The organism is Streptomyces naganishii JCM 4654 (genome assembly GCF_014650575.1).
GTDB classification, from domain to species: domain Bacteria; phylum Actinomycetota; class Actinomycetes; order Streptomycetales; family Streptomycetaceae; genus Streptomyces; species Streptomyces naganishii.
Genome location: NZ_BMVF01000018.1, coordinates 106876 through 130887, shown reverse-complemented (window position 1 = coordinate 130887; position 24012 = coordinate 106876). Strand labels below are relative to the sequence as shown.

Below are 24012 nucleotides of genomic sequence, written 5' to 3'. Positions count from 1 at the left end.
GACGGTTAACAGCACCCCGCCGAACGGCGAATCAGGCCCCGATGGCCGCGAAAACAAAGGTGGTTCACGGCATCGCCACGCGTCGTTCACCCAAGCTCAAACTGCGAGTAAAGACGCAGGCGGGGCCCGCCCCCTAACGTCACCTGCGTGGTCAAGCTCTCCGTCATCGTGCCGTTCTACAACGTGCAGCAATACGCGCCGGACACCCTGCGGAGTCTGCGTGCGAATGCGCGTGAGGACTTCGAATTCATTCTCGTCGACGACTGTTCGCGCGACGGGACCCCGGATATTCTCGCGCGCGCAGAGCGCGAACTCGAGGGTGTGGTCCGGATCAGACACGAGCGGAACGGAGGGCTGGCGACCGCGCGCAACACCGGGATCGACGCGGCGCGCGGCGAGTACCTGACGTTCCTCGACGGCGACGACTGGCTCGCCCCCGGCTACTACCCGCGCCTGCTCGCCGCCATCGAGGAGCTGGGCTGCGACTTCGTGCGCACCGACCACGTGCAGTGCACCGGGCGGGCGCGCACCATCCAGCGGGTGCCGCACGGCCGGCGGGGCGTGGTGCTGGACCCCCGGCAGGCGATACTGCCCGCCGACCGCTCCACCTCCGTGGACTACCCCTACGCCTGGGCGGGCGTCTACCACCGCCGGCTGGTCGACCGGGGGCTGCTGCACTTCACCGACGGGCTGCGCACGGCCGAGGACCGGCCGTGGATCTGGCGCCTGCACCGCGAGGCGGAGTCCTTCGCCGCGGTGAGCCTGCTCGGCGTGCACTACCGGCGCGGGGTCGCCACCTCGCTCACGCAGATCGGGGACGTGCGCCAACTCGACTTCATCCGCGCCTTCGACCAGGTCGTCGAGGAGACGGCCAGGGACCGGGAGGCGGACCGGCTGCTGCCCAAGGCGGTGCGGACGTACTGCGCGATCATCTCCCACCACCTGGGCTCCATGGACAGGTTCGAGCCCGCCGTGGCGCGGAGGCTGAAGTCGCTCGGCGCGGCCGCGCTGCGGCGCATGCCGCAGGACGTCCTCGACGAGGCGCTGGACTCCATGGACGTCCAGCGCGCCACCCGGCTGCGCCGGCTGCGCCGCCGCCCCGCCCCGACCGGAGCCGCCGCGTGACCACGCAGATCTTCCTCGCCTCGACCCTGTACGGCACGGCCACGCTCGCCGCCGCCCTCGACTCCGACTGCTTCGCCCCGGCCGACCGCCGGATCCTGCTGGTCTGCAACAACGCGGCCACGCCGGAGACCACGCCGGCCCTGGACGCGATGCCGGGCTTCGAGCGGCTGCGGGACCGGTTCGACGACGTGCTGTCGTGGAACGAGACGATCTCCCCCTTCCACCCCGGCGGCTGGGCGCCCCGCCCGGACGACACGCCCCTGTGGGAGCGGCATCTGCGGCTGCTGTGGAACCTGGGCGAGGACGACGTGACGCTCGCCGTGGAGTCGATCCAGGTCAACCCGGCGCTCGCGGTCTGCCAGATCTTCACCGGCGCGCCCGTCACCGTCTACGCCGACGGGCTGATGAGCTACGGGCCCACCCGCAACAAGATCGACCCACTGGTCGGCACGCGCATCGACCGCCTGCTCCACCTCGACCTCGTGCCGGGCCTCACCCCGGTGCTGCTGACCGAGTTCGGGGTCGCGCCGGAGATCGTGCCGACGGACGCCTTCCTGAAGGTGCTCGCCGAACTCGCGGACGCCGGCGAGGATCTGGCGGTGGCCGGGGACGGCGAGCCGACGGTGGGCGAGGGCGGTCCGGCGCTGCTGCTCGGGCAGTACCTCTCCGCGCTCGACATCCTCAGCGCCGAGGAGGAAGAGGCGCTGCACGTGCGGATGTTGCGGGGCGTGGTCGAACTGGGCCACACCCGCGTGGTGTTCAAACCGCACCCCTCCGCCCCCGCCCGCTGGTCGCGGGCGCTGGAGCAGGAGGCCGGGCGACTGGGCGCCGAGCTCACGGTCCTCACCACACCCGTGCTCGCCGAGGTGCTCTACCAGCGGATACGGCCCGCACTGGTCGTCGGCTGCTTCTCCACCGCGCTGCTCACCGCCTCCGCGCTCTACGGGCTGCCCGTCGCCCGCACCGGGACCGGCACCCTGCTGGAGTGCCTGACCCCGTACGAGAACAGCAACCGGGTGCCCGTCACGATCGTGGACGCCCTGCTGCCGGACCTCGCCGACCGCGCCGCCGTCGAGGAGCGGCGACGGGGCATGGAGGTGTCCGCGCTGAACGAACTGGTGCGCGCCGCCGCGTTCGCCATGCAGCCGAAGATCTACCCGGGCCTGCGCCCGGACGCCGAGCGGTATCTCGCCGCGCACCCCGGCGCCGGCACCCGGCGCTACTTCAAGCGCCGCCGCCTGACCTCCCTGGCCCTGCCCGGCGGGGTCCCCGCCCAGCTGGCCTTCATCCCGCGCAACGCGACGGTTCGGCGGGTGGCCCGCCGGGCACGCGCGCTGGGCCGCACGGCGGGCCGCTGACGCGGGCGTTCGAGGCCCGGACACCGCAGACGACGAGAGGAAGCCCGTGACCCGGACGCCCACGGACGCCCCCGCGACCGCCGGGGACTTCGGCGCCGCCCCGGAGGCCGCCACCGCGGCGGCCGTACGGCCGCCGACGATCCCCGCCCCCGCCGGACCACCGGCGCAGCCATCCGCCCCGCCCCCGGCCGCGCGGCCCCGCCACTCGCGGCTGCGTGCCCTGGACGGGCTGCGGCTTGTGGCCGCGCTGATGGTGGCGGCCTACCACTACGGCGGCCGGGACGGCGAGGTGACCCGGGCCTGGGGCAGCTCGCCGCGCCACCAGTTCCCGGCCCTGCACTCCTACTTCGCCTACGGCTGCCTGGGCGTGCAGATCTTCTTCGTGATCAGCGGCTTCGTCATCTGCATGAGCGGCTGGGGCCGGCCGCTCAGGTCCTTCTTCGCCTCCCGCGCCTCCCGGCTGCTGCCCGCCTACTGGGTGGCGGTCGTCCTCGTCACGGCGGTCTTCGCGCTGCCCGTGGTCGCGTACAAGACCGTCTCGCCGTCCGACGCGCTGGTGAACCTGACGATGCTCCAGCAGCCGCTCGGCGCCGACCGGGTGCTGGGCGTGTGCTGGACCCTGTGGTGCGAGATCCGCTTCTACGCGCTGTTCGCCCTGTGCATCGTGCTGCCCGGCGCGAACCGGCGGCGCGTGATCCTGTTCTGCGCCGGCTGGACGCTGGCCTCGGCGATCGCGCAGGGCGCGAAGATGCCGCTGCTGGACATCGTGCTGATGCCCGAGTACACGCCGTACTTCGTCGGCGGCATCGGCCTCTACCTCGTCCACCGCGACCGGCGCGACGCGTACGCCTGGGGCATCGTGGCGGTGAGCTGGCTGATCGGCCAGCACTACGCCGTCCAGCGGCTGTGGCACGCCCCCCACGCGCCCGGATTCTCCTACCGCAGCGCCACCGGCATCATCCTCGTCGTGACGCTCGGCTTCGTCGCCGTCGCCGTGATCGCGCTCGGCCTGCTGCACCGGGCGGACTGGCGCTGGCTGACCGTCGCGGGCGCGCTGACGTACCCCTTCTACCTGGTCCACGAGCATCTGGGCTGGGTCGTCATCGAGACGCTGCACCGGCGCCTCGGCGTCCCGTCCTACGGGACCTTCCTGCTGACGGTGCTGGCGATGCTGACCCTGGCGTGGCTGATGAACCGGTACGTGGAGGAGTGGCTGACCCCGAGGCTGCGCACGGCGCTCAACCGGTCACGCGCTCGCCAGTGACAGCTTCACCGCGAAGCCGAGGAACAGCGCCCCCACGGCGGAGGTCGCCCACGCCGACAGGCGCCTGCGGCGCCGGAAGGCGGCGGCCAGCCTGGTGCCACCGAATATCAGCGCGCTGAGGTACAGGAAGCTGGCCAGCTGGAGGAGGCCGCCGAGGACCACGAAGGAGAGCGCCGGGTAGGCGTAGCCGGGGTCGACGAACTGCACGAAGAAGGCGATGACGAAGAGGATCGCCTTGGGGTTGACGAGGCTGATGACCAGGGCCCGGCGGTACGGCCGCTCGTCGCCGCCGCCGCGCGTGGCGGCGGGGCCCGCCTCCAGGGACTCCAGGACCTCCTCCCGGCGTGCGCGCCACATCCCCCAGGCGGCCCGGAGCATGCCGATCGCGAGCCAGCTCAGATAGCCGGCGCCGGCGTACTTCACGATCCCGAACAGCACGGGGTTCGTCTTGAGCAGCGAGGCGACCCCGGCCGCCGACAGCGTCATGAGCACGGCGTCGCCGCACCAGACGCCGGCCGCGGCCGTGTACCCGGCCCGCACTCCGCGCCGGGCCGCCACGGACAGCACGTACAGCGAGTTGGGGCCGGGGAGCAGGATGATGAGGACGAGTCCCGCCAGGTACGTGGGCAGGTCGATGACGCCGAACATGGCAAGGAGTGTCGCACGCGGGTGCGACACTCCCACCGGGGCCCGCCCCTCGAAGAAGGGGCCGGGTCAGAACGCGTCGGAGGGCACGTAGTTCCCCCACACCTCGCGCAGGGCGTTGCAGACCTCGCCGACCGTGGCGCGGGCGCGCAGGGCCTCCTTCATCGGGTAGAGGACGTTGTCCTCGCCCTGGGCGGCCTTCTTCAGCGACTCCAGGGCCGTGTCCACCGCCGCCTGGTCGCGCTCGGCGCGCAGCCTGGCCAGGCGCTCGGCCTGCTGGGCCTCGATCGCCGGGTCGACGCGCAGCGGCTCGTACGGCTCCTCCTCGTCGAGCTGGAAGCGGTTGACGCCGACCACGACCCGCTCGCCGGAGTCGGTCTCCTGGGCGATGCGGTAGGCGCTGTGCTCGATCTCCTGCTTCTGGAAGCCGTGCTCGATGGCGTTGACCGCGCCGCCGAGGTCCTCGACCTTCCGCATCAGCTGGAGCGCGGCCGCCTCGACCTCGTCGGTCATGCTCTCGATGACGTAGGACCCGGCGAAGGGGTCGACCGTGGCGGTCACGTCGGTCTCGTAGGCGAGCACCTGCTGCGTGCGCAGGGCCAGGCGCGCGGACTTGTCCGTCGGCAGGGCGATGGCCTCGTCGAAGGAGTTGGTGTGCAGGGACTGGGTGCCGCCGAGCACCGCGGCGAGGCCCTGCACGGCGACGCGGACCAGGTTCACCTCGGGCTGCTGGGCGGTCAGCTGCACACCGGCCGTCTGGGTGTGGAAGCGCAGCATCAGCGACTTGGGGTTCTTCGCGCCGAACTCCTCCTTCATCACCCGCGCCCAGATCCGGCGGGCCGCGCGGAACTTGGCGACCTCCTCGAGGATCGTCGTGCGGGCCACGAAGAAGAACGACAGGCGGGGCGCGAAGTCGTCCACGTCCATGCCGGCCGCGACGGCCGTGCGGACGTACTCGATGCCGTCGGCGAGCGTGAAGGCGATCTCCTGCGCGGGGGAGGCGCCCGCTTCCGCCATGTGGTAGCCGGAGATCGAGATGGTGTTCCACTTCGGGATCTCGGCCTTGCAGTACTTGAAGATGTCCGCGATCAGGCGCAGGGAGGGCTTGGGCGGGAAGATGTACGTCCCGCGCGCGATGTACTCCTTCAGCACGTCGTTCTGGATCGTGCCGGTGAGCTTGTCCGCCGGGACGCCCTGCTCCTCGGCGACCAGTTGGTACAGCAGGAGCAGCAGCGCGGCCGGGGCGTTGATCGTCATCGACGTGGACACCTTGTCCAGCGGGATCCCGCCGAACAGCACGCGCATGTCGTCGATGGAGTCGATGGCCACGCCGACCTTGCCGACCTCGCCGTGGGCGATCGGGGCGTCGGAGTCGTGGCCCATCTGGGTGGGCAGGTCGAAGGCGACCGACAGGCCCATGGTGCCGTTGGCGATCAGCTGCTTGTAGCGGGCGTTGGACTCGGTGGCGGTGCCGAAGCCGGCGTACTGGCGCATGGTCCAGGGGCGCCCGGTGTACATCGTCGGGTACACACCGCGGGTGAACGGGTACGAGCCCGGTTCGCCCAGCTTCACGGCCGGGTCCCAGCCCTCCAGGGCGTCCGGTCCGTACACCGGCTCGATGGGCAGCCCGGACTCCGACTCGCGCGCCATGGTGTGTGCCTCCGCGTTCCGCGTGTGTGAATTGCTCGGTTACTCGTGAGTTACTCGCCGGTACAGCCGACCCTCGCCACGGACTGTAGCGGCGGCCGTGCGCGCGGTGGAGTGCACCGCGCTGGGACCTTCCTCACAGACCTGTGCCTCCCACCTTGCCCTGTGGTCCGCCGTGCGTCACGCGTTCGCCGTGGGTCACGCGTGGGGAGACATCCCCGTGACGGCCGGGCACGGACGCGTCCCGGCACCCGGACGAGACGGCGGGGGGCTGCATGCGCATCGGGGGCACGAGGAGACCGGCACTCGTCGCGGCGGCCGCCGTGGCGCTCGGCGCGCTCTACGGCGGCTGCACGGTGCAGGCGCCCGGTTCGGACGGCCGCGACCGCTCGCCCGTGCACATCGACGTCCCGGGCACGCGGACGCCGTCCGCCCACCGGTCCGCCACGGCCGGACCGTCCGGCGGCGGTGGGGGCACGGGCCGGTCCGCGCCGGACACGTCAGCGCCCGCGGTCCCGGCCGCGCCCGTGCTGTGGTCGCCCGGCGACAGCGGACGGGACGTGCGCGAACTGCAGGCCCGGCTGCGCCAGCTCGACTGGCTCTTCGACGGCCCGACCGGGACGTACGACGACCTGACGGAGAAGGCGGTCAGCGGCTTCCAGGGCAAGCGCGGACTGCCGCGCACCGGGCGCACCGACACCGTGACCTGGCAGCGGCTGCGGGCGATGACGCACGAGCCGGGCCAGTGGGAGCTGTACCTGATGGGCGGGCAGCCGGCCGGCGCGCCGGATCCCCGGTGCCTGACCGGGCGGGTGCTGTGCATCGACAAGACCAGCCGGACGCTGCGCTGGATGATCGACGGGCGGACCGTGTCGACGATGGCGGTGCGCTTCGGGGCGCAGTACACGCCGACCCGCGAGGGTGTGTTCCAGGTCTACTGGAAGTCCCGCCACCATGTGTCGACGATCTACCACTCCCCCATGCCGTACGCGATGTTCTTCAGCGGCGGCCAGGCGGTGCACTACTCCTACGACTTCGCCGCCCGGGGTTACGCGGGCGGCTCGCACGGCTGCGTCAACGTGCGGGACGAGGCGGCGGTCTCCCGGCTGTTCGCCGAGGTGCGGGTGGGAGACAAGGTCGTCGTGTACTGGTGACGGACGGCCTGCTCGGCGCCGGGGCGCGGGAGGGATTTCGGGGCGCGGGCGGGACCGGGGGAACGTGTCCCGCCCGCGCCGAATGCACGAGCCGTGGGTACGGGGGGAACCCCGGCTCTGTGCGACGGCCGATGACCAGTCGGCTCACTCATTACTGCGCCGTGACGGCCGAAAACGTCACACCCTGCGGGAAGAATTTTTCGCCGATCACGAAACCGCAGGTCAGCACGGGTAAAGACAGTCAGCGGGACACGCCGGTGACCGGCCGTTCAACGCGCGGGCCGCACGGCAGCCGCGGCGGAGCCGGCCGGCCCGGGGCTCACAGCGCGCTGTAGGTGGGCGCCGGGGCCGGGACCGAGTGGGTGGCCGCACGGTCCGGGAGCGAGGGGCCGAAGGGCGGGTGGGTGGCTGAGCCGTTACCGGGCAGGCCGCCGCTTATGTGGCCGCCTTCGTCGTCGCCGTGGCCGCCGCCGTTGCCGTTCCCGTTGCCGTTCCCGCCGCCGTTGCCGTTCCCGTTGCCGTTCTCGTTGCCGTGCTGGCCGCCCTGGTCGCCGCCCTTGTTCCCGTCCGTGTCGCCGCCGTCCTGACCACGGCCGTCGACCGTCTTCAGGACGAGCTTGCAGTACGTCCACACCCGGGCAGGGCCCCCGGCGGCGCTGTTCAGGGCCTGCTTGCGGCCGCTGCCGAGATCCTTGCCGTCACGCAGGTCGCGGCAGGCCGAGGCCACGCGGGCCCAGCGGCCGGCGTCCCCCTCCTGCGGGTGACCGGTGCCGGCGCCGGAGTCGTCCTGGCCCGAGGTGGTGGCACCGTCGCCCGGGGAGGCGCCGGCGGTGCCGCCGGGGGAGCCGGCCGTGGCGCCGCCCGGCGTGGCGGTGCCCGCGCCGCCGCCCGGGGTGCCGTCCGGCGAGGGCGAGACGAGGGGGCGCTCGGAAGTCGCCGGGGCCGAGACGGAAGCGGCGGGCCCGGGTTCGTCGCCGCCGAACGGCGTCGGCAGGACCCCGGTCGTGGCCGCCGCCGCGACTCCGCCGACCGCGCCGACGGCCAGCGCGCCGGCCAGCGCCAGACGCAGCGGCCGTCCCCAGCGCGCACGCGGGGGGCGGGCGGCGGCGCGGGCCCCGATGCGGACGAGCCCCTCGGCGTCGGCGTCCGTCCGGGTGACCGCCCGCTCGGGGCGGTCGAGAGCCGCCCGGGCGTCGGCCTGCTCCGCGCGGGCCTTGCGGAAGGCGGCGAGCGCGGCGGCCTCGCCCGGCAGTTCGGCGTCGGCGGTGGCCGCGGAGGTCGCGGGGGTCGCGGCGGACGGCCCGGCGGACAGGGCGCCGAGGGCACGCAGGAGACGTTCGGCCTGCTCACGGGCGGTGGCGTCGAGGTTCTCCAGTGGCTCCCCGCGCAGCAGGCGCTCTGCCGCCTCAGGGTCCAGCCATCGGTACTGCTCGTCGGCCATCACATGTCCTTCTGCGTCCGTGGGCGCGTATGCGTCACACCGGCGGACGTCACCGCGCGGCCGCGCGGTTCTCGAGGGGGCGGCAGGGCGCCGAGCGCGGTCGCGGATTCCGGATCGTCCCCGAGCAGCTCCGCGAGCCGTTTCAGCCCGCGGTGCGCCGCTGTGCGTACGGCGCCGGGGCGCTTGCCCAGGGTCTCGGCGGCGGTCTTCGCGTCCAGGCCCACGACCACGCGCAACACGACCGCTTCGGCCTGGTCCTGCGGGAGCTGGGCGATCAGGGAGAGGGTGCTGCCGGTGGCCAGGGACTCCATGGCCTCGTCCGCGGTGTCGGACTCGGCGGGCTTCGCGGCCAGTTCCGTTTCGTCGCCGCCGATCGCGGGGCGGCGGCCGCGCATGCGTATGTGATCGAGGGCCCGGTTGCGGGCTATGCGGGCGGCCCAGCCGCGGAACCGGTCGGCGTCCCCGCTGAACCGCTCGAGGTCGCGGGCTATCTGCAGCCAGGTCTCGGAGGCCACGTCCTCGGCGTCCGGGTCACCGACCAGCGTGCGTACGTATCCGAGCAGCCGCGGGTGCACGGCGCGGTACACAGTCCGGAACGCGGTCTCGTCCCCGTCCTGTGCCGCAAGCACCGCGGCGGTCAGCTCCGCGTCGTCCCCCAGCACCCCGTGGTTCCTCAGTAGATCGAGCAGATCGTGCGCGGCCTCGCGGCCGTCGGCGGTTGCAGTGCGGTGATCATGCACAACCCGCGCCCGGCGCGAAAGGCACGTTACGGCCTGAAACCGTCCGCCGTCCATGACCGTACAACGTGCAACTAACTGATGTGGGGGTGAGGTGTGACAGAAAACGCACCATCGGCGCTGTAGGGAGTACGGGCCGCCGCGCGGCCCGTGCCGTGCGACGGCCGGGGCCTCTCCTGTGGGGGGTGGCGGCCCCGGTCGTTGCCTCGGCGGCTACCGGCCGGCCTTGCCGCCGGGTGCGGCCGTCCGGCCGGCCGGCTTTCCTCGTCTTCCCGGGTTCCCGGGCTTTCCCGTGGCTTCCTCCAGCCGCTTCGCGCAGTACGCGGCCACCTTGCCCTCGCCGCCCGCGGCGGTGATCAGGCGTTGCCAGGCTGTGGCGTCCAGTGCTCTGCCGCGGTCCTTGACGTGCTCCCAGGCGCGGCAGTGAGCCGTGGTGTCGCCTGCCGTGTCGGGGCGGGTGGCGGAGGCGGAGGGGGCGTTGGACGTCCGGGGCGCGGGGGTGAGTACCGGGGTGCCCGGTGCCCGCGGGGCCGGCGTGCCGGAGGCGGACGGTGAGGACTGCGGGGCGCGGCGGACGCCGGGGCGGGCGTCCGAGGGGCCGGCCGCGCCGATGGCGGCGACCGTGACGCCGCCCACGGTCAGCGCGGCCAGCAGGAGGGCGAGGGTGGCCTTCGCCGAGCGGCGGGCGCCCCGCTGCTCGCGGGGCCGCCAGTCGTCCCGGCGCCGGGTGCGGGCCGCCCTGGCCGCCCGGTGGGCGCCCTCGGCGCGGGCGGCGCGGAAGGCCTCCACCGCCCGGCGTTCGGCGGCCGCGTCCAGGGAGCCCTCCCGCAGCGCCACGGCGAGCAGCCGGGCCGGTGCGGCGTCCGCACCGGCGTCCCCCTCCGCGCCCGCGTACGTGTCCGGGTGCGCGTACGTGTCCGGGTGCGCCTCGCGGCGGCCGCTTGCGGTGCGGTCGCTGTGGCGTTCACCCATGTCCGTGTCCATCCCTGTCCGGCGGTCGGTCCTTCATACGGTCGGACCACCGCTGCCGTTCACTCCGACTCCCCCAGCGTCCGGTGCCCGTCCTTCGTCACACCCGCCGCGCCCAGCCGGCCGGCGAGCGACTTCAGCCCCCGGTAGGCGGCCGTGCGCACCGCGCCGGGCCGCTTGCCGAGCACCCGGGCCGCCGCCGGCCCGTCGAGGCCGACCACCACCCGCAGCAGCACGGCCTCCGCCTGGTCGCGGGGCAGGGCGCGGACGAGTTCGAGGGCCCGTTCGGTGGACAGGGACTCCAGGGCCTGCTCGTGGGTGCTGTGCGGTCCGGGCAGGTCGAGCACGTCCTGTTCGAGGGTCGCCGCCCGGGGGCGTACCCGCTGTCTGCGCAGATGGTCCAGGGCGCGGTGCCGGGCGATGGTCGCCGTCCAGCCGCGGAAGCCGGCCCCGTCGCCCTTGAAGCGGCCGAGGTCCCGCGCTATCTCCAGCCAGGCGTCGGAGGCCACGTCCTCGGCGTCGTCGCCGACGATCCCGCGCAGATAGCCGAGCAGTCCGGGGTGCACGATCCGGTAGGCGGCCGCGAAGGCGGCCTCGTCGCCCTCCTGGGCCCGCGCGACGGCCGCGCCGAGCTCACCGTCGTAGGCCCGCGCGCGGCGGGGTTCCCCTCCCTGGCCCAACAGGTGTCCTCGTTCGTACCGGGTGCGAAGCGGGCTCGGCCGAACCCGCGCCGTGTCACACGTGCGGCCGTGCGCACGGCCCATGGTCATCAGCGTCGGGCCGCACGGAAGTGTCACTGAGCGGCGCCGCCCCGAGTCCGGTCAGGGGCGGTCCCGGCGCCTCGCGGCCGTCGCGTCGCGGGCGAGCAGCCGCAGGGAGCCGTGGCCGCCGTAGCAGCGGCGGGCCTCGTCGATGGGGTCCCACAGGCGGCCGTCCGGGGTGCGCACCCAGTGCTCGCCGCCGGTCGCCCACCACTCGGCGCCGCCCTCGCGGACGATCACCTCGCCGGCGTAGGCGCCGAAGCCGCGCAGGACGTGCTCGACGGCGGCGTAGGGGGTGCCCTCGCGCCGTAGGTCCTCGATGACGCGGTCGACGCGCCACAGGCTCCGCGCCGAGTAGTCCAGGCGCAGCCGGGCCCCCTCGCGCATCGTCGCCACGGTGTCCGCCGCCCATCGCGCCGGCTTGGCGGCGGCGTGCGGCCTGGTCTGCTGAGTCGTCACTTCCCGCGCTGTCACATAGGAAAGAGCGAGGCCAAGGCGGTTTCCGTCACCCGGATCCGGGCGGTCGCGGCAACCGCCCCAGGACCCTCGCATCCCGCTCCCAGGACGGTCACAGGACCCTCCCAGGAAGAGAGGTTTGTTTCCGCCGGATCGGGGCCCGGGCCGCTCGGACCCGGCCGCGCGCCCGGCGCGACACCGGACCGACCGCTCAGACCCGGCCGCGCGCCCGGCGCGACACCACCGCGCGCAGGACCCGGCGGCCCTCCGTGCAGACCTCCAGGGCCTGGCGCAGACCGGCCGGGCCGTGGCCCGCGAGGAGTTCCAGTACGGCGACCTGGCGGCGCAGCTCGGCGGCGACCAGCGGCGACATGCCGTCGGTACGGCCCTCCCGGCGGGAGTCGACGGGGGCGGAGTCCTCGGCCGGGTCGAGGAGGCGGTGGATCTGGAGGGAGGCGACGGAGCAGGCGTCGGCCCACACCCGGACCTCGTCGGCGTCCCGCGCGGCGGGCGCGGTGGCGAGCATGCGGCGGGCCAGCAGCGCGGCCTCGTCCTCGTCCTCGGCGGCCTCGCCGGGGCCGGCCCCGTCCAGCGCTTCGCGCGCCTGCTTCAGCCGCTCGGACCAGTCGTCGCCGCCCGCACCCGCGAGGGTGCCCCACAGCGGCCGCAGCACCTCGTCGTCCCCACCGAGCAGGGGCAGGCACCGATCCAAACAAGCCAGTCCACTGGCGGCGAGGCCGCGCTCGTCGGCCTGCGCGATCAGTTCCACCAGGCTCATCCACGCCTCCTTGCCAGGGCGCCGACCTTGACGGAGCCCGCACTCGCCCTTACAGCGCGCGATCGCCCGGTAGTGTCACACGCCCGTCACTGTCAGTCGAGGGGGAGACGAAAGAAAAGATTCCAGCCAACAGCGCGATCGACTCGGAGCCGGGTCGCCCCGGTCAGCCCAGGCGGTTCGCCAGGTCCTTGAACTGGGCCCAGGACAGGGCCGGTTGGCCCGAGTCCCAGAGTTTCTGGGCGGTGGCCCGCAGGGGCATGCGGATGCCGGCGGCCACCTGGTCCTGGGTCTGGGCGCCTGCGAGGTCCGACCAGACGGCGAAGGAGCCGCCGAGGATCTGGGAGTCGTAGCGGGCCGGGACGGCCTGGGTGCCGCGCAGCACGCGCGGGGTCCACTGCTCGTAGATGCGCTGCCCGGTCGGGTAGACGAAGGTCTGCGGCTCGCCGAGGACGTAGTACAGGAACTCGTCGTTGTAGTTGAGGACCTTGCGGCCGGCGGCGAGGTACTCGGCCGGCTGCCGGGCGCCGAGCTCCTTGCCGGTCCAGTAGGCGACCACCATGTCCCCGGCGGGCCGCACCGAGGAGTCGCGGAAGAAGCCGTCGTTCCACGCGCGCGGGGTGCGGTCGTGGTCGCGGACGGTGGCGGCGCGGTCGTTCAGCCAGTCGGTGGTCAGGTCGGCGACGGTGGCGCCGGAGCCGTGGGCCTTGCGCGCGGCGGCGGCCAGTTGCGGGTAGGACGCCTCGGGGTCGCGCACGGTCAGCGCCTGGTACTCGTCGCCGCCCAGGTGCCACTGGCCGCCGGGGAAGAGGCCGGCGTACTCGGCGAGGAGGTCGTCCACGATCGCGGCGGACCCCCCCTTGGAGATGTCGACGGCGCCGCGCGTCGCCACGCCCTGGGCGTTGCGCAGCTGGAGGTCGGGGTGGGCGGCGATCACCGCGCCCAGGTGGCCGGGCGAGTCGATCTCGGGCACGACCGTGATGTGCCGGCCGGCCGCGAGGTCGACGATCTGCTTGACCTGCGCCTTGGTCAGATGGTCCTTGGAGACGATCTCGGGGTGGCTGTCGGACTCGATGCGGAAGCCCTGGTCGTCGGAGAAGTGCAGTCCGAGCTCGTTGTACTTCAGGTCGCCGAGCTCGCGTATGCGGTCCTCTATCCAGCCGGCCGTGTACGGCTTGCGCGCGATGTCCAGCATGAAGCCGCGCCGGGGCTTGGCGGGCGCGTCGTGGACCACGCCCTCCGGGGCGGTGCCGCCGCCGTGCACCTCCTGCTTGAGCGTGCGGGTGCCGTAGAAGACGCCCGCGTCGGCGGGCCCGCTGATCTCCACCCGGCCGCCGCGCACGGTCATGGTGTACGACTCCGGGTCGCCGCCCTGGCCGCCGCCGAGCGCGAGGCGTACGTCCCCGGCGCGCACGTCGTTCTTCTCGCCCGCGTACGTCAGCCCGAGCTCGCCGGCTATCAGCCTGCCCTCGTCCGCGAGGGACGCGTCGCTCACCACCACGCGCTCGCCGTGCGCGGGGCGCCAGCCGGGGCCGCGGGCCGCGGTGTGCGAGCGCACGGCCGGTATCGTCCGCGGCGCCTCGGACAGCGGATAGCTGCGGGTGGGGCTGGGACTGGCGCCCGGGGAGGCCGGGGACGAGTCCGCGGCGCCGGAGGCGTGCCGCGCCGAGCCGGCCGGGGAGCCGTCGCCGCCCCAGGCCCACACGCCGAGGCCGACGCCGAGCCCCACCGTCACGGCGAACGCCCCGCCGGCCAGCGCCTTCCTGTGCCGCGGTCCGCGCGCCGGGGCCCGGTGCCTCCTGTGCTGACTCACACGGTCAACCTACGGCCTGTGCACAGCGGGGGTGTCCACCGGCCGTTCCCAAACTCTCCCGTCCGAGTGAAATCGGGGCATCGACCGGACACGTCATGAGCACACCCGATAACGTAATGACACATCTCACACAGCATCCCCTGCCGCCACGCACGGGACGCCCACAGCGGGCGTCGCCGCATCCCACGCCGAGGACCCACGCTGCCCCCGCAGAATCTGGAGCGCTTCAACACCGCCCCGGCCGACGAGGCCCACCGCACCCTGCTGACCTGCCTGCACAGCCCCCGCTGGGCCGACCGTGTCACCGCGCACCGCCCCTATCCCGACCTGCCCGCCCTGCTCGCGGCGGCGGACGAGGCGGCGTACGACCTGGGGCCGGCGGACCTGGCCGGGGCGCTGGCCCACGAGTCGCTGCCCGCGCTGCCCGAGGGGGCGTACTCGGCGGCGCAGACCGCGCTGGGCGCGGCCCACGCGGCGTACGAGAGCCGGTTCGGGCACGTGTTCGTGATCTGCCTGGACGGCATCGCGCCGGACGAGGTGCCCGACCGCGTCCTGGCCGCCATCCGCTCCCGGCTGGCAGGCGATCCGGAGGAGGAGCGGCAGGTCGCGGCGGAGGAACTGCGCCGCCTGGCGCGCGGACGGCTGGTTCGCGCCATCCGGGGCCGCCACGCCGGGGCCGCTAACCCGTCCGTGCCCCTTTGAGTGCCAGTTTGATCACATGACCAGGCCCCCTGTAAGCACCACAGGCACCGGTCGCTACGATGCTGGGGGCCGGTGGACCGTACCCGGCCGGGCCCGACCGACAGTGAAGCCGGCGCGGCCCTAGTCCCCGCTCCCGGAGGGTTCTTCCGTGCCGGCTGGAACGCTGTACCGCGGCCGGGAAGGAATGTGGTCCTGGGTGGCTCATCGAGTCACCGGCGTCCTCATCTTCTTCTTCCTGTTCGTCCACGTCCTGGACACCGCACTCGTCCGCGTCTCGCCCGAGGACTACGACAAGGTCGTAGCCACGTACAAGACGCCGATCGTCGCCGTGCTGGAGTACGGCCTCGTCGCCGCCATCCTCTTCCACGCGCTCAACGGCCTGCGTGTCATCGCCGTCGACTTCTGGGCCAAGGGCGCCCGGTACCAGAAGCAGATGCTCTGGACCGTCGTCGGTGTCTGGATCGTGCTCATGCTCGGGGCGATCTACCCCGTCCTGGGCCACGCCGCTCGAGTCGTGTTCGGGAGCTGACGCAGATGTCCACCACTGAAACCACCGCTTCCGGCGTCGGCCCCGTCGAGGGCGGCTCGTACAACGTCGACAACCCGGCGCCGTACATCGAGGCCCCGCGGCAGCGCACCAAGAAGACCCCGAAGTCGACCCGGGGCAACTTCGAGATGGCCGCCTGGCTGTTCATGCGCCTGTCGGGTGTCGTCCTGGTCGTCCTGGTCATCGGCCACCTGCTGATCCAGCTCGTGCTGGACGGCGGCGTCTCCAAGATCGGCTTCGCCTTCGTGGCCGGCCGCTGGGCCTCCCCCTGGTGGCAGGTCTGGGACCTGCTCATGCTGTGGCTGGCCATGCTGCACGGCTGCAACGGCCTGCGCACGGTCATCAACGACTACGCGGAGCGCGCGAACACGCGCCTGTGGCTGAAGGGTCTGCTGTACACCGCCACGGTGTGGACCATCCTGCTGGGCACGCTGGTGATCTTCACCTTCGACCCGAACATCCGCTAGGCCCCGGGACCGAGGTATTTTCCTGATGAAGATCCACAAGTACGACACCGTCATCGTCGGCGCCGGCGGTGCCGGCATGCGCGCGGCCATCGAGTCGACCAAGCGCAGCCGCACCGCGGTCCTGACCAAGCTGTACCCCACCCGCTCCCACACGGGCGCCGCGCAGGGCGGCATGGCCGCCGCGCTGGCCAACGTGGAGGAGGACAACTGGGAGTGGCACACCTTCGACACGGTCAAGGGCGGTGACTACCTGGTCGACCAGGACGCCGCCGAGATCCTGGCGAAGGAGGCCATCGACTCCGTCCTCGACCTGGAGAAGATGGGCCTGCCGTTCAACCGCACCCCGGACGGCACGATCGACCAGCGCCGCTTCGGCGGTCACAGCCGCAACCACGGCGAGGCCCCGGTCCGCCGCTCCTGCTACGCGGCCGACCGCACCGGTCACATGATCCTCCAGACGCTGTACCAGAACTGCGTCAAGGAGGGCGTGGAGTTCTTCAACGAGTTCTACGTCCTCGACCAGCTGATCACCGAGGTCGACGGCGTCAAGCGCTCGGCCGGCGTGGTGGCGTACGAGCTGGCGACCGGCGAGATCCACATCTTCCAGGCGAAGGCCGTGATCTACGCCTCGGGCGGCTGCGGCAAGTTCTTCCGGGTGACGTCCAACGCGCACACGCTGACCGGTGACGGCCAGGCGGCCGTCTACCGCCGCGGGCTGCCGCTGGAGGACATGGAGTTCTTCCAGTTCCACCCGACCGGCATCTGGCGCATGGGCATCCTGCTCACCGAGGGCGCCCGCGGTGAGGGCGGCATCCTGCGCAACAAGGACGGCGAGCGCTTCATGGAGAAGTACGCGCCCGTCATGAAGGACCTGGCCTCGCGTGACGTCGTGTCCCGGTCGATCTACACGGAGATCCGCGAGGGCCGCGGCTGCGGTCCCGAGGGCGACCACGTCTACCTGGACCTGACCCACCTGCCGCCGGAGCAGCTGGACGCCAAGCTCCCGGACATCACCGAGTTCGCGCGCACCTACCTCGGCATCGAGCCCTACACGGACCCGATCCCGATCCAGCCGACCGCGCACTACGCCATGGGCGGCATCCCGACCAACGTCCAGGGCGAGGTGCTGGCGGACAACACCACCGTCGTCCCCGGCCTGTACGCGGCCGGCGAGGTCGCCTGCGTGTCGGTGCACGGCGCCAACCGCCTGGGCACCAACTCGCTGCTCGACATCAACGTGTTCGGCCGCCGGGCCGGCATCGCGGCCGCCGAGTACTCCCAGCGGGCCGACTTCGTCGAGCTGCCGGAGAATCCCGAGGCCCTCGTGGTCGAGCAGATCGAGCGGCTGCGGACCTCCACCGGCACCGAGCGGGTGGCGAACATCCGCCGCGAGCTGCAGGAGACCATGGACGCCAACGTCATGGTCTTCCGCACCGAGCAGACCATCAAGACGGCGGTCGAGAAGATCGCGGAGCTGCGCGAGCGCTACAAGAACGTGGCGATCCAGGACAAGGGCAAGCGGTTCAACACCGACCTCCTGGAGGCCATCGAGCTGGGCAACCTGCTGGACCTGGCCGAGGTCATGGCGATCTCCGCGCTGGCCCGCAAGGAGTCCCGCGGCGGTCACTACCGCGAGGACTACCCCAACCGCGACGACGTCAACTTCATGCGCCACACCATGGCGTACCGCGAGGTCGGCGCCGACGGGTCCGAAACCGTCCGTCTCGACTACAAGCCGGTCGTCCAGACCCGCTACCAGCCGATGGAGCGTAAGTACTGATGGCAACCCCGACCATGGAGAAGGCGGACGCGGCCCCCGAGCCCGGCTTCGCCGACTCCCCGTACATCACCGTCACCTTCCGCGTCCGCCGCTTCAACTCGGAGGTCTCGGCGGAGGCGACCTGGGAAGACTTCCAGCTGGAGATCGACCCGAAGGAGCGCGTCCTCGACGGCCTCCACAAGATCAAGTGGGACCTGGACGGCACCCTGACCTTCCGCCGCTCCTGCGCCCACGGCATCTGCGGCTCGGACGCGATGAGGATCAACGGCAAGAACCGCCTCGCCTGCAAGACCCTCATCAAGGACATCAACCCCGAGAAGCCGATCACGGTCGAGCCCATCAAGGGCCTGACGGTCCTGAAGGACCTGGTCGTGGACATGGAGCCGTTCTTCCAGGCGTACCGGGACGTCATGCCGTTCCTGGTCACCAAGGACACCAACGAGCCGACGCGTGAGCGTCTGCAGTCGGCCGAGGACCGCGCCCGCTTCGACGACACGACGAAGTGCATCCTGTGCGCCGCCTGCACGTCCTCGTGCCCGGTGTTCTGGAACGACGGCCAGTACTTCGGCCCGGCGGCCATCGTCAACGCCCACCGCTTCATCTTCGACTCGCGCGACGAGGCCGGCGAGCAGCGGCTGGAGATCCTCAACGACAAGGACGGCGTCTGGCGCTGCCGCACCACCTTCAACTGCACCGACGCCTGCCCGCGCGGCATCGAGGTGACGAAGGCCATCGCGGAGGTGAAGCGCGCGCTGATCACGCGGCGCTTCTGAGCCCGACCGGCTCCTCGGCGTACGACGACGCGGACCCCGCACCGGCTTCCGGCCGGAGCGGGGTCCGCGTCGTTGCGTGAGTGGGCGGGTGCGCCCGCCTAATATCTGATGGCATGTCAGATGACGAGTCGTACGAGCTGCTCGGGTTCGACAACGTGCTGTTGTGCGTGGGGGACCTCGACGAGGCCGTCCGGTTCTACGGGCGGGCCGGGTTCGCGGTGGGGTTCCGGCTGGACGAGGCCGGGATCGCGGGGCTGCGGGTCGGGGCCGAGACGCCGGGGATCCTGCTCCGGCTGGAGGAGGTGCTCGGGCACCGGCCGCCGCCGTGGATGGCCCCGCGCGTGTGGCTGGAGGTCGCGGACGCGCGGGCGGCGGCGCGGGAGCTGACGGCGGCCGGGATCGTGCTGCTGGACCAGCCGTTCGCGGTGGCCACCGGCTGGAGCGTGGAGATCGCCGACCCCTGGGGCAACATCCTGGGCTTCACCGACTACACCAAACGGCCGGAGCTGGGCCGCCGGCCTTGAGGGCCGGGAAGGCCGGGAAGGCCGGGAAGGCCGGGACGGCCGTGAGGTCCAGGGGCTGAGGCGCGGGTCACCGGGCCCCGTCCGCCCTTCCCGTTGAACGTGTTCAAAAACAGGTCTACAGTCGTCCACGACAACGTTTTGAACGTGTTCAAGAAGGGTGGGGACATGGACCGTACGGTCATCGCCTACGTCATCTATCTGCTCGTCAGCATCGCCCTGACCGTCTGGGTGGCCCGCACGCTCAGCAGGAACGGGCGGATCTTCCTCGCCGACGTGCTGCACGGCGACGAGAAGCTCGCGGACGCGGTGAACCACCTGCTGGTGGTCGGCTTCTACCTCGTCAACCTCGGCTTCGTCGCGCTGTATCTGAGCGGCGGCCAGGACATCGAGGACGCGCGCGGGATCTTCGAGGCCCTGTCGACCAAGCTCGGCGTGGTGCTGCTGGTGCTCGGCGCGATGCACCTGGGCAACGTGTACGTGCTCAACCGGATCCGGCGGCGCGGCGTGATGGAGCGCGAGCAGGTTCCGCCGGTCGGGCCGCAGGGCTTCGTCACCCCGGCGGGCGAGGCGTGAGCGCGGTGCCGGGGCCGGCCGGCCGTGGTCCGGCGGACCGGGGCGCCGTGCGCGTCCCGGTCCGCGGGCTGACCGTCCTGTACGACGCCGAGTGCTCGCTGTGCGCCTTCGTGCGCGACTGGCTCGTCAGGCAGCGCCAACTGGTCCCGCTGGAGCTCGTGCCGGCCGGCTCCGAGCAGGCACGGCGGCGCTTCCCCGGCCTCGACCACGGGAGTTCCCTGGAGGAGGTCACCGTCGTGGGCGACGCCGGGCAGGTCTACCGGGGAGCCGCCGCCTGGATCGTCGTCCTGTGGGCGCTGCGCGAGCACCGGCCGCTCGCCCACCGGCTCAGCACCCCGGCGGGCGCCAGGCTCGCCCGGGGCGCGGTGCTCGCCGCCGCCAAGTGGCGCGGCCGGCGGTGGAACGGCGCGGGCGAGGACGGCGCGAAGTGGGGCGGGGGCGTCTACCGGCGCGGGGACGGGTGGTCGTACGACCGGCGCGTCGGCTGGACCTACGACGCACCCGGCTGCGACGGCGGCGCCTGCCCCACTGGCTAGGCTCTTCACGTGCCCCAGAAGAGTGACGACGGCCGCGGTGCCGGCGGTGTGAGTCCCAGCAAGTCCGAGCAGACCCGCGCGCTGATCCTGGAGACGGCCATGCGGCTGTTCCAGGAGCGCGGGTACGACAAGACGACGATGCGGGCCATCGCCAAGGAGGCCGGGGTCTCCGTCGGCAACGCCTACTACTACTTCGAGGGCAAGGAGCACCTGATCCAGGGCTTCTACGACCGGATCGCCGCCGAGCACCAGGAGGCGGTCCGGGAGGTCCTGGCCCGGGAGACCGACCTGGAGGCGCGGCTGGCGGGGGTGCTGCGGACCTGGCTGGACGTGGCCACGCCGTACCACGAGTTCGCGGTGCAGTTCTTCAAGAACGCCGCCGACCCCGACAGCCCGCTCAGCCCCTTCTCCCCCGAGTCCGAGCACGCGCGCGTGGAGGCCATCAGCGTGCACAGGCAGGTGCTGTACGGGGCGAGGACCAAGGTGCCCGAGGAGCTGCGCGAGGTGCTGCCCGAGCTGATGTGGCTCGCGCAGATGGGGCTCGTGCTGTACTGGATCTTCGACCGGACCCCGGGGCGCGAGCGCAGCTACCGCCTCGCCGAGCGGGGCGCGCGGCTCACCGCACGCGGTGTGGCACTGGCCCGCTTCCGCGTCCTGCGGCCCCTCGTGCACGAGGTGCACGAGCTGTTCACGGACTTCCTGCCGGGGATGACGGGGGCGCTGCCGGACCCGGCGCGGGTCAAGCGCCGGGACTCTTGATCACTTCCGGGTGAAGCGGTTCGGAAGGGACGCCGGCCCTGCGGCCTGCCTACCATGATGTTCTCGACACCAGCCCCTGGGAGGCACGCGATGTCCGCCGCAGCCATCGAGCAGCCCTTCGACGACGAGCCGTTCTCGCTCACGGCCATCGCCGACGAGATCATGGAGCGCCATCCGGGCTATCGAGTCGAGATCATCGGAGGACATCTCCTCGTGACCCCTTCACCGGATGCCCCTCACGCCCGCGCCCTGACCGGCCTCATGATCCCGTTCATCGCGGCCGGCCTGCACGGCGACGAGACCGAGGTCCTGCAGAACGTCGGCCTCTGGCTGCCCACCGGGGACGAGGACTACGCGATCCCCGACCTCGTGATCGTGGACGCCGACATCGACGACCACTTCGTCGAGAACAACGCGTACGACCCGGTCTGCTTCCGCCTGGTCCTGGAGGTCACCTCCAGCAACTGGAAGGACGACCTGAAGACCAAGGCCGTCGCCTTTGCCAAGGCGAAGGTGCCGGTCTACGTCATCGTCGACCGCAAGCACCAGCGCCTGCACGTCCTCACCGACCCCACCGGGGAGAAGTACGAGCACCACCGCCCGTACTCCCCCGGCGAGACCGTCACCCTGCCCGAGTCGATCGGCGCCAAGGTCACCCTCGACGTGGAGGAGATCCTCAAGGCCGCGCAGAAAAAGGCTAGTTGACCGCGTCCACCTCACCCTCCGCCAGTTCCACGTCGTACGGCAACGGCCCCTCCGTCACCGCCACCTGCGCCGCCCGTGACCCGTACGTCGCAGCCGTCGTCGTCAGCAGATAGGCGCCCGGCCCCGGTACCGACACGATGTACGAGCCGTCCGCCAGGGACGTCACCTGGTCCAGTCGGCGCCCGCCCTTGGACAGCAGCGTCACCGAGGCGCCCTCCACCGGGTCGCCGTCGGCCGTGCGGACGAAGCCGTGGACCACCGAGGCGGGCCCCTCCCCCGGTGACGGGGGCTCGGTGGGGGCCGGGTCCTCCTGGGGCTCCACCGCCAGGTGCGGCAGCCGCTTCTCCAGCCCGGCCGGCAGCCACCAGTTGGCCGCGCCGAGCAGGTGCATCGCCGCCGGGACCAGGGCCGTACGCAGGATGAAGGCGTCCAGGGCGACCGCCGCGGCGAGGCCCACGCCCGCCATCGCGGCGCCGTTGTCACCGCTGAGCACGAACGCCATGAAGACGCAGACCATGATGAGCGCGGCGGAGTTGATGACCCGGCTGGTCTCCGCGAGGCCCACCCGGACCGCGCGGGCGTTGTCCCCGGTGTGCACCCACTCCTCGTGCATCCGGCTCACCAGGAAGACCTGGTAGTCCATCGACAGGCCGAACAGCAGGGACAGCATGATGACCGGCAGGAAGGCGTTGATCGGGCCCTCCTTCCCGAGGCCGAGCAGGTCGAGGCCCCAGCCCCACTGGAAGACGGCCACGAGGACGCCGAAGGAGGCCGCGGCGGCGACCAGGTTCATCACGGCGGCCGTCAGCGGCACCACCAGGGAGCGGAAGGCGACCAGCAGGAGCAGGAAGCCGAGGCCGATGATGGTGGCGACGAAGTAGGGCAGCCGGTCGCCGGTGACGGTCGCGAAGTCCTTGGACACCGCGGTCACCCCGCCGACGTGGGCCCGCACCCCGGCGTCCGGGATCACCTCGTCCCGCAGGGTGTCGATGAGGTCGTCGGTCTGCTTCGACTGCGGGGACGTCTTCGGCACCACCTGGACCACCGTCACGCCGTTCTGCGGCGGCAGCGCGACGGCCCGGGCCACGTCGGCGGTCGACTGGATCCCCTTGACCAGGGCGGCGGTGTCCCCGTCGGCCGTGACCACCTGGAGCGGGCCGTTGAAGCCGGGGCCGAAGCCCTCGGCGAGCAGGTCGTAGGCCTTGCGGGTGGTGGTGGACGGGTCGTCGTTGCCCTGGTCGACCGCGCCGAGGCGCAGCGACAGCACCGGCAGCGCGAGCACGGCCATCACCACCACGGCGAGCGCCGCGACCGTACGGGGACGGCGCTGCACCTGGGCCGACCAGCGGGCCGCGGCCCCGCTCGCCCGCTCCCGCTCCGGGCCTTCGGCGGCGAGCCGGCGCCGCTGCCGGCGGCTGAGGACGCGCGGGCCGAGGAAGCCGAGCAGGGCGGGCAGCAGGGTGGTGGCCGCGAGCACGCTCAGCACCACGGTCAGGGAGGTGCCGATGACCACGCCGTCCAGGAAGCGCAGGTTGGTCACCAGCATTCCGGCGAGCGCGATGCACACCGTGCCGCCCGCGAACAGCACCGCGCGCCCCGAGGTGTTGAGCGCGGTGACGGCCGACTCCTCGGGGTCGGCGCCGCGCAGGATGCCGCGCCGGTGCCGGGTGACGATGAACAGCGCGTAGTCGATGCCGACGCCGAGGCCGATCAGGGAGGACAGCAGCGGCGCGAGGTCGGGGATGTCGGTGGTGTGGCTGAGCAGTTGCACACCGAACAGGCCGCTGCCCACGCCGAAGACCGCGACCGCGATCGGCAGCAGCATGGCGAACAGGGAGCCGAAGGCCAGGAACAGCACGACGGCGGCGGCGATCAGGCCGACCGTCTCCGCCAGGCCCTGCGGCGGCTGCTGCACCCGCTGGATCGCCTGGCCGCCCAGATCGACCTCCAGGCCCGCCCGTCCGGCGCCCCGCGCGGTGTCGACGACCCGCTGGACCAGGTCCTTGGGCACCGCGTCGGCCCGCTCGGTGAAGGTGATCTGCGCGTACGCGATCCGCCCGTCCCGGCTGATCTGCGCCGCGCCGCGGGGGCCGGTGTAGGGGCCGGCGACCTCGCCGACGCCCTTCATCCGGGAGATCTCCTCCAGCGCGGGCTGGATCCGGGAGCGTACGGCGGCGTCGCGGACCGAGCCGCCGTCCACCTTCCACACCACCGTGTCGGTGTCGCCCGCGCGGGCCGGGAATGCCTTCTCCATCAGGTCGTACGCGCTCTTGGAGTCCGTGTCGGGAAGCGAGAACACGTTCGCGTAATCGGTGCCGGCCGCGGAGGCCGTCGCACCGAGGCCCAGCAGGGCCCCCACCCACAGCAACAGGACCACCAGCCGGTGCCGGTAGCACCACCGTGCCAATGCCGCCACGCTCAACGCTCCTTCTGTATCGGTCGGTTGGTCCCCCAGGTCCTGACCCCAGCATGGGAGGCGCCGCACGCGCGCGGGGCGCGGC

General features: G+C 72.6%; 24 protein-coding genes. 14 read left to right on the top strand and 10 right to left on the bottom strand.

The genetic code is table 11. The features are described from left to right. Positions 1–147 precede the first annotated feature (147 nt). Genes IE217_RS27705 through IE217_RS27695 form a run of 3 tightly spaced genes read left to right on the top strand, consistent with a single transcriptional unit; the run spans position 148 to position 3747 of the window. Positions 148–1125 (top strand): glycosyltransferase family 2 protein, encoded by a 978-nt coding sequence (locus IE217_RS27705; protein ID WP_190180682.1) that lies wholly within the window; start codon positions 148–150, stop codon positions 1123–1125. Next, positions 1122–2483 carry an alpha-2,8-polysialyltransferase family protein gene (locus tag IE217_RS27700; RefSeq protein ID WP_190180681.1) on the top strand — a complete coding sequence of 454 codons (1362 nt, stop codon included), beginning with the start codon at positions 1122–1124 and terminating at the stop codon, positions 2481–2483. Before IE217_RS27705 ends, IE217_RS27700 begins: the two co-directional genes overlap by 4 nt. Positions 2484–2529: 46 nt before the next feature. Then, complete coding sequence (locus IE217_RS27695; protein WP_190180680.1) at positions 2530–3747, top strand: acyltransferase family protein; 1218 nt, start codon at positions 2530–2532, stop codon at positions 3745–3747. On the opposite strand, the gene leuE is transcribed toward IE217_RS27695, so the two are convergent. Beyond that, positions 3730–4395 carry a leucine efflux protein LeuE gene (leuE, locus tag IE217_RS27690; RefSeq protein WP_190180679.1) on the bottom strand — a complete coding sequence of 222 codons (666 nt, stop codon included), beginning with the start codon at positions 4393–4395 and terminating at the stop codon, positions 3730–3732. The two genes, IE217_RS27695 and leuE, sit on opposite strands and share 18 nt — an antisense overlap. A gap of 66 nt (positions 4396–4461) precedes the next feature. After that, the gene (locus IE217_RS27685; protein ID WP_190180678.1) at positions 4462–6042 is read right to left on the bottom strand and encodes an acyl-CoA mutase large subunit family protein; all 1581 of its coding nucleotides are present in this window, start codon (positions 6040–6042) and stop codon (positions 4462–4464) included. A 272-nt stretch (positions 6043–6314) separates the two neighbouring features. On the opposite strand from IE217_RS27685, the gene IE217_RS27680 reads away from it, so the two are divergent. After that, positions 6315–7193 carry a L,D-transpeptidase family protein gene (locus IE217_RS27680; RefSeq protein ID WP_190180677.1) on the top strand — a complete coding sequence of 293 codons (879 nt, stop codon included), beginning with the start codon at positions 6315–6317 and terminating at the stop codon, positions 7191–7193. A 319-nt stretch (positions 7194–7512) separates the two neighbouring features. Here the strand turns inward: IE217_RS27680 and IE217_RS27675 are convergent, their stop codons facing one another. The 7 genes from IE217_RS27675 to IE217_RS27645 form a co-directional block, all read right to left on the bottom strand. Then, positions 7513–8634 (bottom strand): extensin, encoded by a 1122-nt coding sequence (locus IE217_RS27675; protein ID WP_190180676.1) that lies wholly within the window; start codon positions 8632–8634, stop codon positions 7513–7515. After that, positions 8634–9296 carry an RNA polymerase sigma factor gene (locus IE217_RS27670; RefSeq protein ID WP_190180698.1) on the bottom strand — a complete coding sequence of 221 codons (663 nt, stop codon included), beginning with the start codon at positions 9294–9296 and terminating at the stop codon, positions 8634–8636. The genes IE217_RS27675 and IE217_RS27670 overlap by 1 nt, the downstream gene beginning before the upstream one ends. A 288-nt stretch (positions 9297–9584) precedes the next feature. Beyond that, positions 9585–10343 carry a hypothetical protein gene (locus IE217_RS27665; RefSeq protein WP_190180675.1) on the bottom strand — a complete coding sequence of 253 codons (759 nt, stop codon included), beginning with the start codon at positions 10341–10343 and terminating at the stop codon, positions 9585–9587. 59 nt (positions 10344–10402) lie between these two features. Further along, complete coding sequence (locus IE217_RS27660; RefSeq protein WP_190180674.1) at positions 10403–11020, bottom strand: RNA polymerase sigma factor; 618 nt, start codon at positions 11018–11020, stop codon at positions 10403–10405. Positions 11021–11161: 141 nt separating this feature from the next. Continuing rightward, entirely contained in the window at positions 11162–11560 is a 399-nt protein-coding gene (locus IE217_RS27655; RefSeq protein ID WP_190180673.1) for a hypothetical protein, read from the bottom strand. 208 nt (positions 11561–11768) lie between these two features. After that, the gene (locus IE217_RS27650; RefSeq protein WP_190180672.1) at positions 11769–12335 is read right to left on the bottom strand and encodes a hypothetical protein; all 567 of its coding nucleotides are present in this window, start codon (positions 12333–12335) and stop codon (positions 11769–11771) included. 163 nt (positions 12336–12498) lie between these two features. Further along, the gene (locus IE217_RS27645) at positions 12499–14145 is read right to left on the bottom strand and encodes a beta-N-acetylhexosaminidase (protein WP_190180671.1); all 1647 of its coding nucleotides are present in this window, start codon (positions 14143–14145) and stop codon (positions 12499–12501) included. Positions 14146–14325: 180 nt separating this feature from the next. Between IE217_RS27645 and IE217_RS27640 the strand changes: the two genes are divergently transcribed. From IE217_RS27640 to IE217_RS27595, 10 genes are all read left to right on the top strand, one after another. After that, the gene (locus IE217_RS27640; RefSeq protein ID WP_190180697.1) at positions 14326–14847 is read left to right on the top strand and encodes a 2-oxo-4-hydroxy-4-carboxy-5-ureidoimidazoline decarboxylase; all 522 of its coding nucleotides are present in this window, start codon (positions 14326–14328) and stop codon (positions 14845–14847) included. 148 nt (positions 14848–14995) lie between these two features. Further along, a complete protein-coding gene (sdhC, locus tag IE217_RS27635; protein ID WP_189703515.1) occupies positions 14996–15376 on the top strand; it encodes a succinate dehydrogenase, cytochrome b556 subunit in 381 nt (126 codons plus the stop codon). Positions 15377–15381: 5 nt separating this feature from the next. Continuing rightward, the gene (locus IE217_RS27630) at positions 15382–15861 is read left to right on the top strand and encodes a succinate dehydrogenase hydrophobic membrane anchor subunit (protein ID WP_190180670.1); all 480 of its coding nucleotides are present in this window, start codon (positions 15382–15384) and stop codon (positions 15859–15861) included. Between the two features lie 25 nt (positions 15862–15886). Further along, the gene (sdhA, locus tag IE217_RS27625; protein WP_190180669.1) at positions 15887–17641 is read left to right on the top strand and encodes a succinate dehydrogenase flavoprotein subunit; all 1755 of its coding nucleotides are present in this window, start codon (positions 15887–15889) and stop codon (positions 17639–17641) included. Beyond that, a complete protein-coding gene (locus tag IE217_RS27620; protein WP_190180668.1) occupies positions 17641–18414 on the top strand; it encodes a succinate dehydrogenase iron-sulfur subunit in 774 nt (257 codons plus the stop codon). Before sdhA ends, IE217_RS27620 begins: the two co-directional genes overlap by 1 nt. Positions 18415–18527: 113 nt before the next feature. Then, positions 18528–18938 carry a VOC family protein gene (locus IE217_RS27615; RefSeq protein ID WP_190180667.1) on the top strand — a complete coding sequence of 137 codons (411 nt, stop codon included), beginning with the start codon at positions 18528–18530 and terminating at the stop codon, positions 18936–18938. 165 nt (positions 18939–19103) lie between these two features. Continuing rightward, positions 19104–19511: a hypothetical protein gene (locus tag IE217_RS27610; RefSeq protein WP_190180666.1), complete on the top strand. Its 408-nt coding sequence runs from the start codon at positions 19104–19106 to the stop codon at positions 19509–19511. A gap of 47 nt (positions 19512–19558) precedes the next feature. After that, positions 19559–20047: a thiol-disulfide oxidoreductase DCC family protein gene (locus IE217_RS27605; RefSeq protein ID WP_229865642.1), complete on the top strand. Its 489-nt coding sequence runs from the start codon at positions 19559–19561 to the stop codon at positions 20045–20047. A gap of 9 nt (positions 20048–20056) precedes the next feature. Then, positions 20057–20806, top strand: coding sequence for a TetR/AcrR family transcriptional regulator (locus IE217_RS27600; RefSeq protein ID WP_190180664.1), 750 nt, complete (start codon positions 20057–20059; stop codon positions 20804–20806). Positions 20807–20896: 90 nt separating this feature from the next. After that, a complete protein-coding gene (locus IE217_RS27595; RefSeq protein ID WP_190180663.1) occupies positions 20897–21511 on the top strand; it encodes a Uma2 family endonuclease in 615 nt (204 codons plus the stop codon). Here IE217_RS27595 and IE217_RS27590 read toward each other — a convergent pair. Then, positions 21504–23918 carry an MMPL family transporter gene (locus IE217_RS27590; RefSeq protein WP_190180696.1) on the bottom strand — a complete coding sequence of 805 codons (2415 nt, stop codon included), beginning with the start codon at positions 23916–23918 and terminating at the stop codon, positions 21504–21506. The genes IE217_RS27595 and IE217_RS27590 overlap by 8 nt on opposite strands. Positions 23919–24012 lie beyond the last annotated feature (94 nt).

Excerpts from the sequence above, each read along its gene's own strand:
- IE217_RS27685 (WP_190180678.1), bottom strand. The coding sequence starts at position 6,042 with ATGGCGCGCGAGTCGGAGTCCGGGCTGCCCATCGAGCCGGTGTACGGA.
- IE217_RS27680 (WP_190180677.1), top strand. The coding sequence starts at position 6,315 with ATGCGCATCGGGGGCACGAGGAGACCGGCACTCGTCGCGGCGGCCGCC.
- IE217_RS27615 (WP_190180667.1), top strand. The coding sequence starts at position 18,528 with ATGTCAGATGACGAGTCGTACGAGCTGCTCGGGTTCGACAACGTGCTG.
- IE217_RS27630 (WP_190180670.1), top strand. The coding sequence starts at position 15,382 with ATGTCCACCACTGAAACCACCGCTTCCGGCGTCGGCCCCGTCGAGGGC.
- IE217_RS27675 (WP_190180676.1), bottom strand. The coding sequence starts at position 8,634 with ATGGCCGACGAGCAGTACCGATGGCTGGACCCTGAGGCGGCAGAGCGC.
- leuE (WP_190180679.1), bottom strand. The coding sequence starts at position 4,395 with ATGTTCGGCGTCATCGACCTGCCCACGTACCTGGCGGGACTCGTCCTC.
- IE217_RS27610 (WP_190180666.1), top strand. The coding sequence starts at position 19,104 with ATGGACCGTACGGTCATCGCCTACGTCATCTATCTGCTCGTCAGCATC.
- IE217_RS27665 (WP_190180675.1), bottom strand. The coding sequence starts at position 10,343 with ATGGGTGAACGCCACAGCGACCGCACCGCAAGCGGCCGCCGCGAGGCG.
- sdhA (WP_190180669.1), top strand. The coding sequence starts at position 15,887 with ATGAAGATCCACAAGTACGACACCGTCATCGTCGGCGCCGGCGGTGCC.
- IE217_RS27650 (WP_190180672.1), bottom strand. The coding sequence starts at position 12,335 with ATGAGCCTGGTGGAACTGATCGCGCAGGCCGACGAGCGCGGCCTCGCC.
- IE217_RS27620 (WP_190180668.1), top strand. The coding sequence starts at position 17,641 with ATGGCAACCCCGACCATGGAGAAGGCGGACGCGGCCCCCGAGCCCGGC.
- IE217_RS27595 (WP_190180663.1), top strand. The coding sequence starts at position 20,897 with ATGTCCGCCGCAGCCATCGAGCAGCCCTTCGACGACGAGCCGTTCTCG.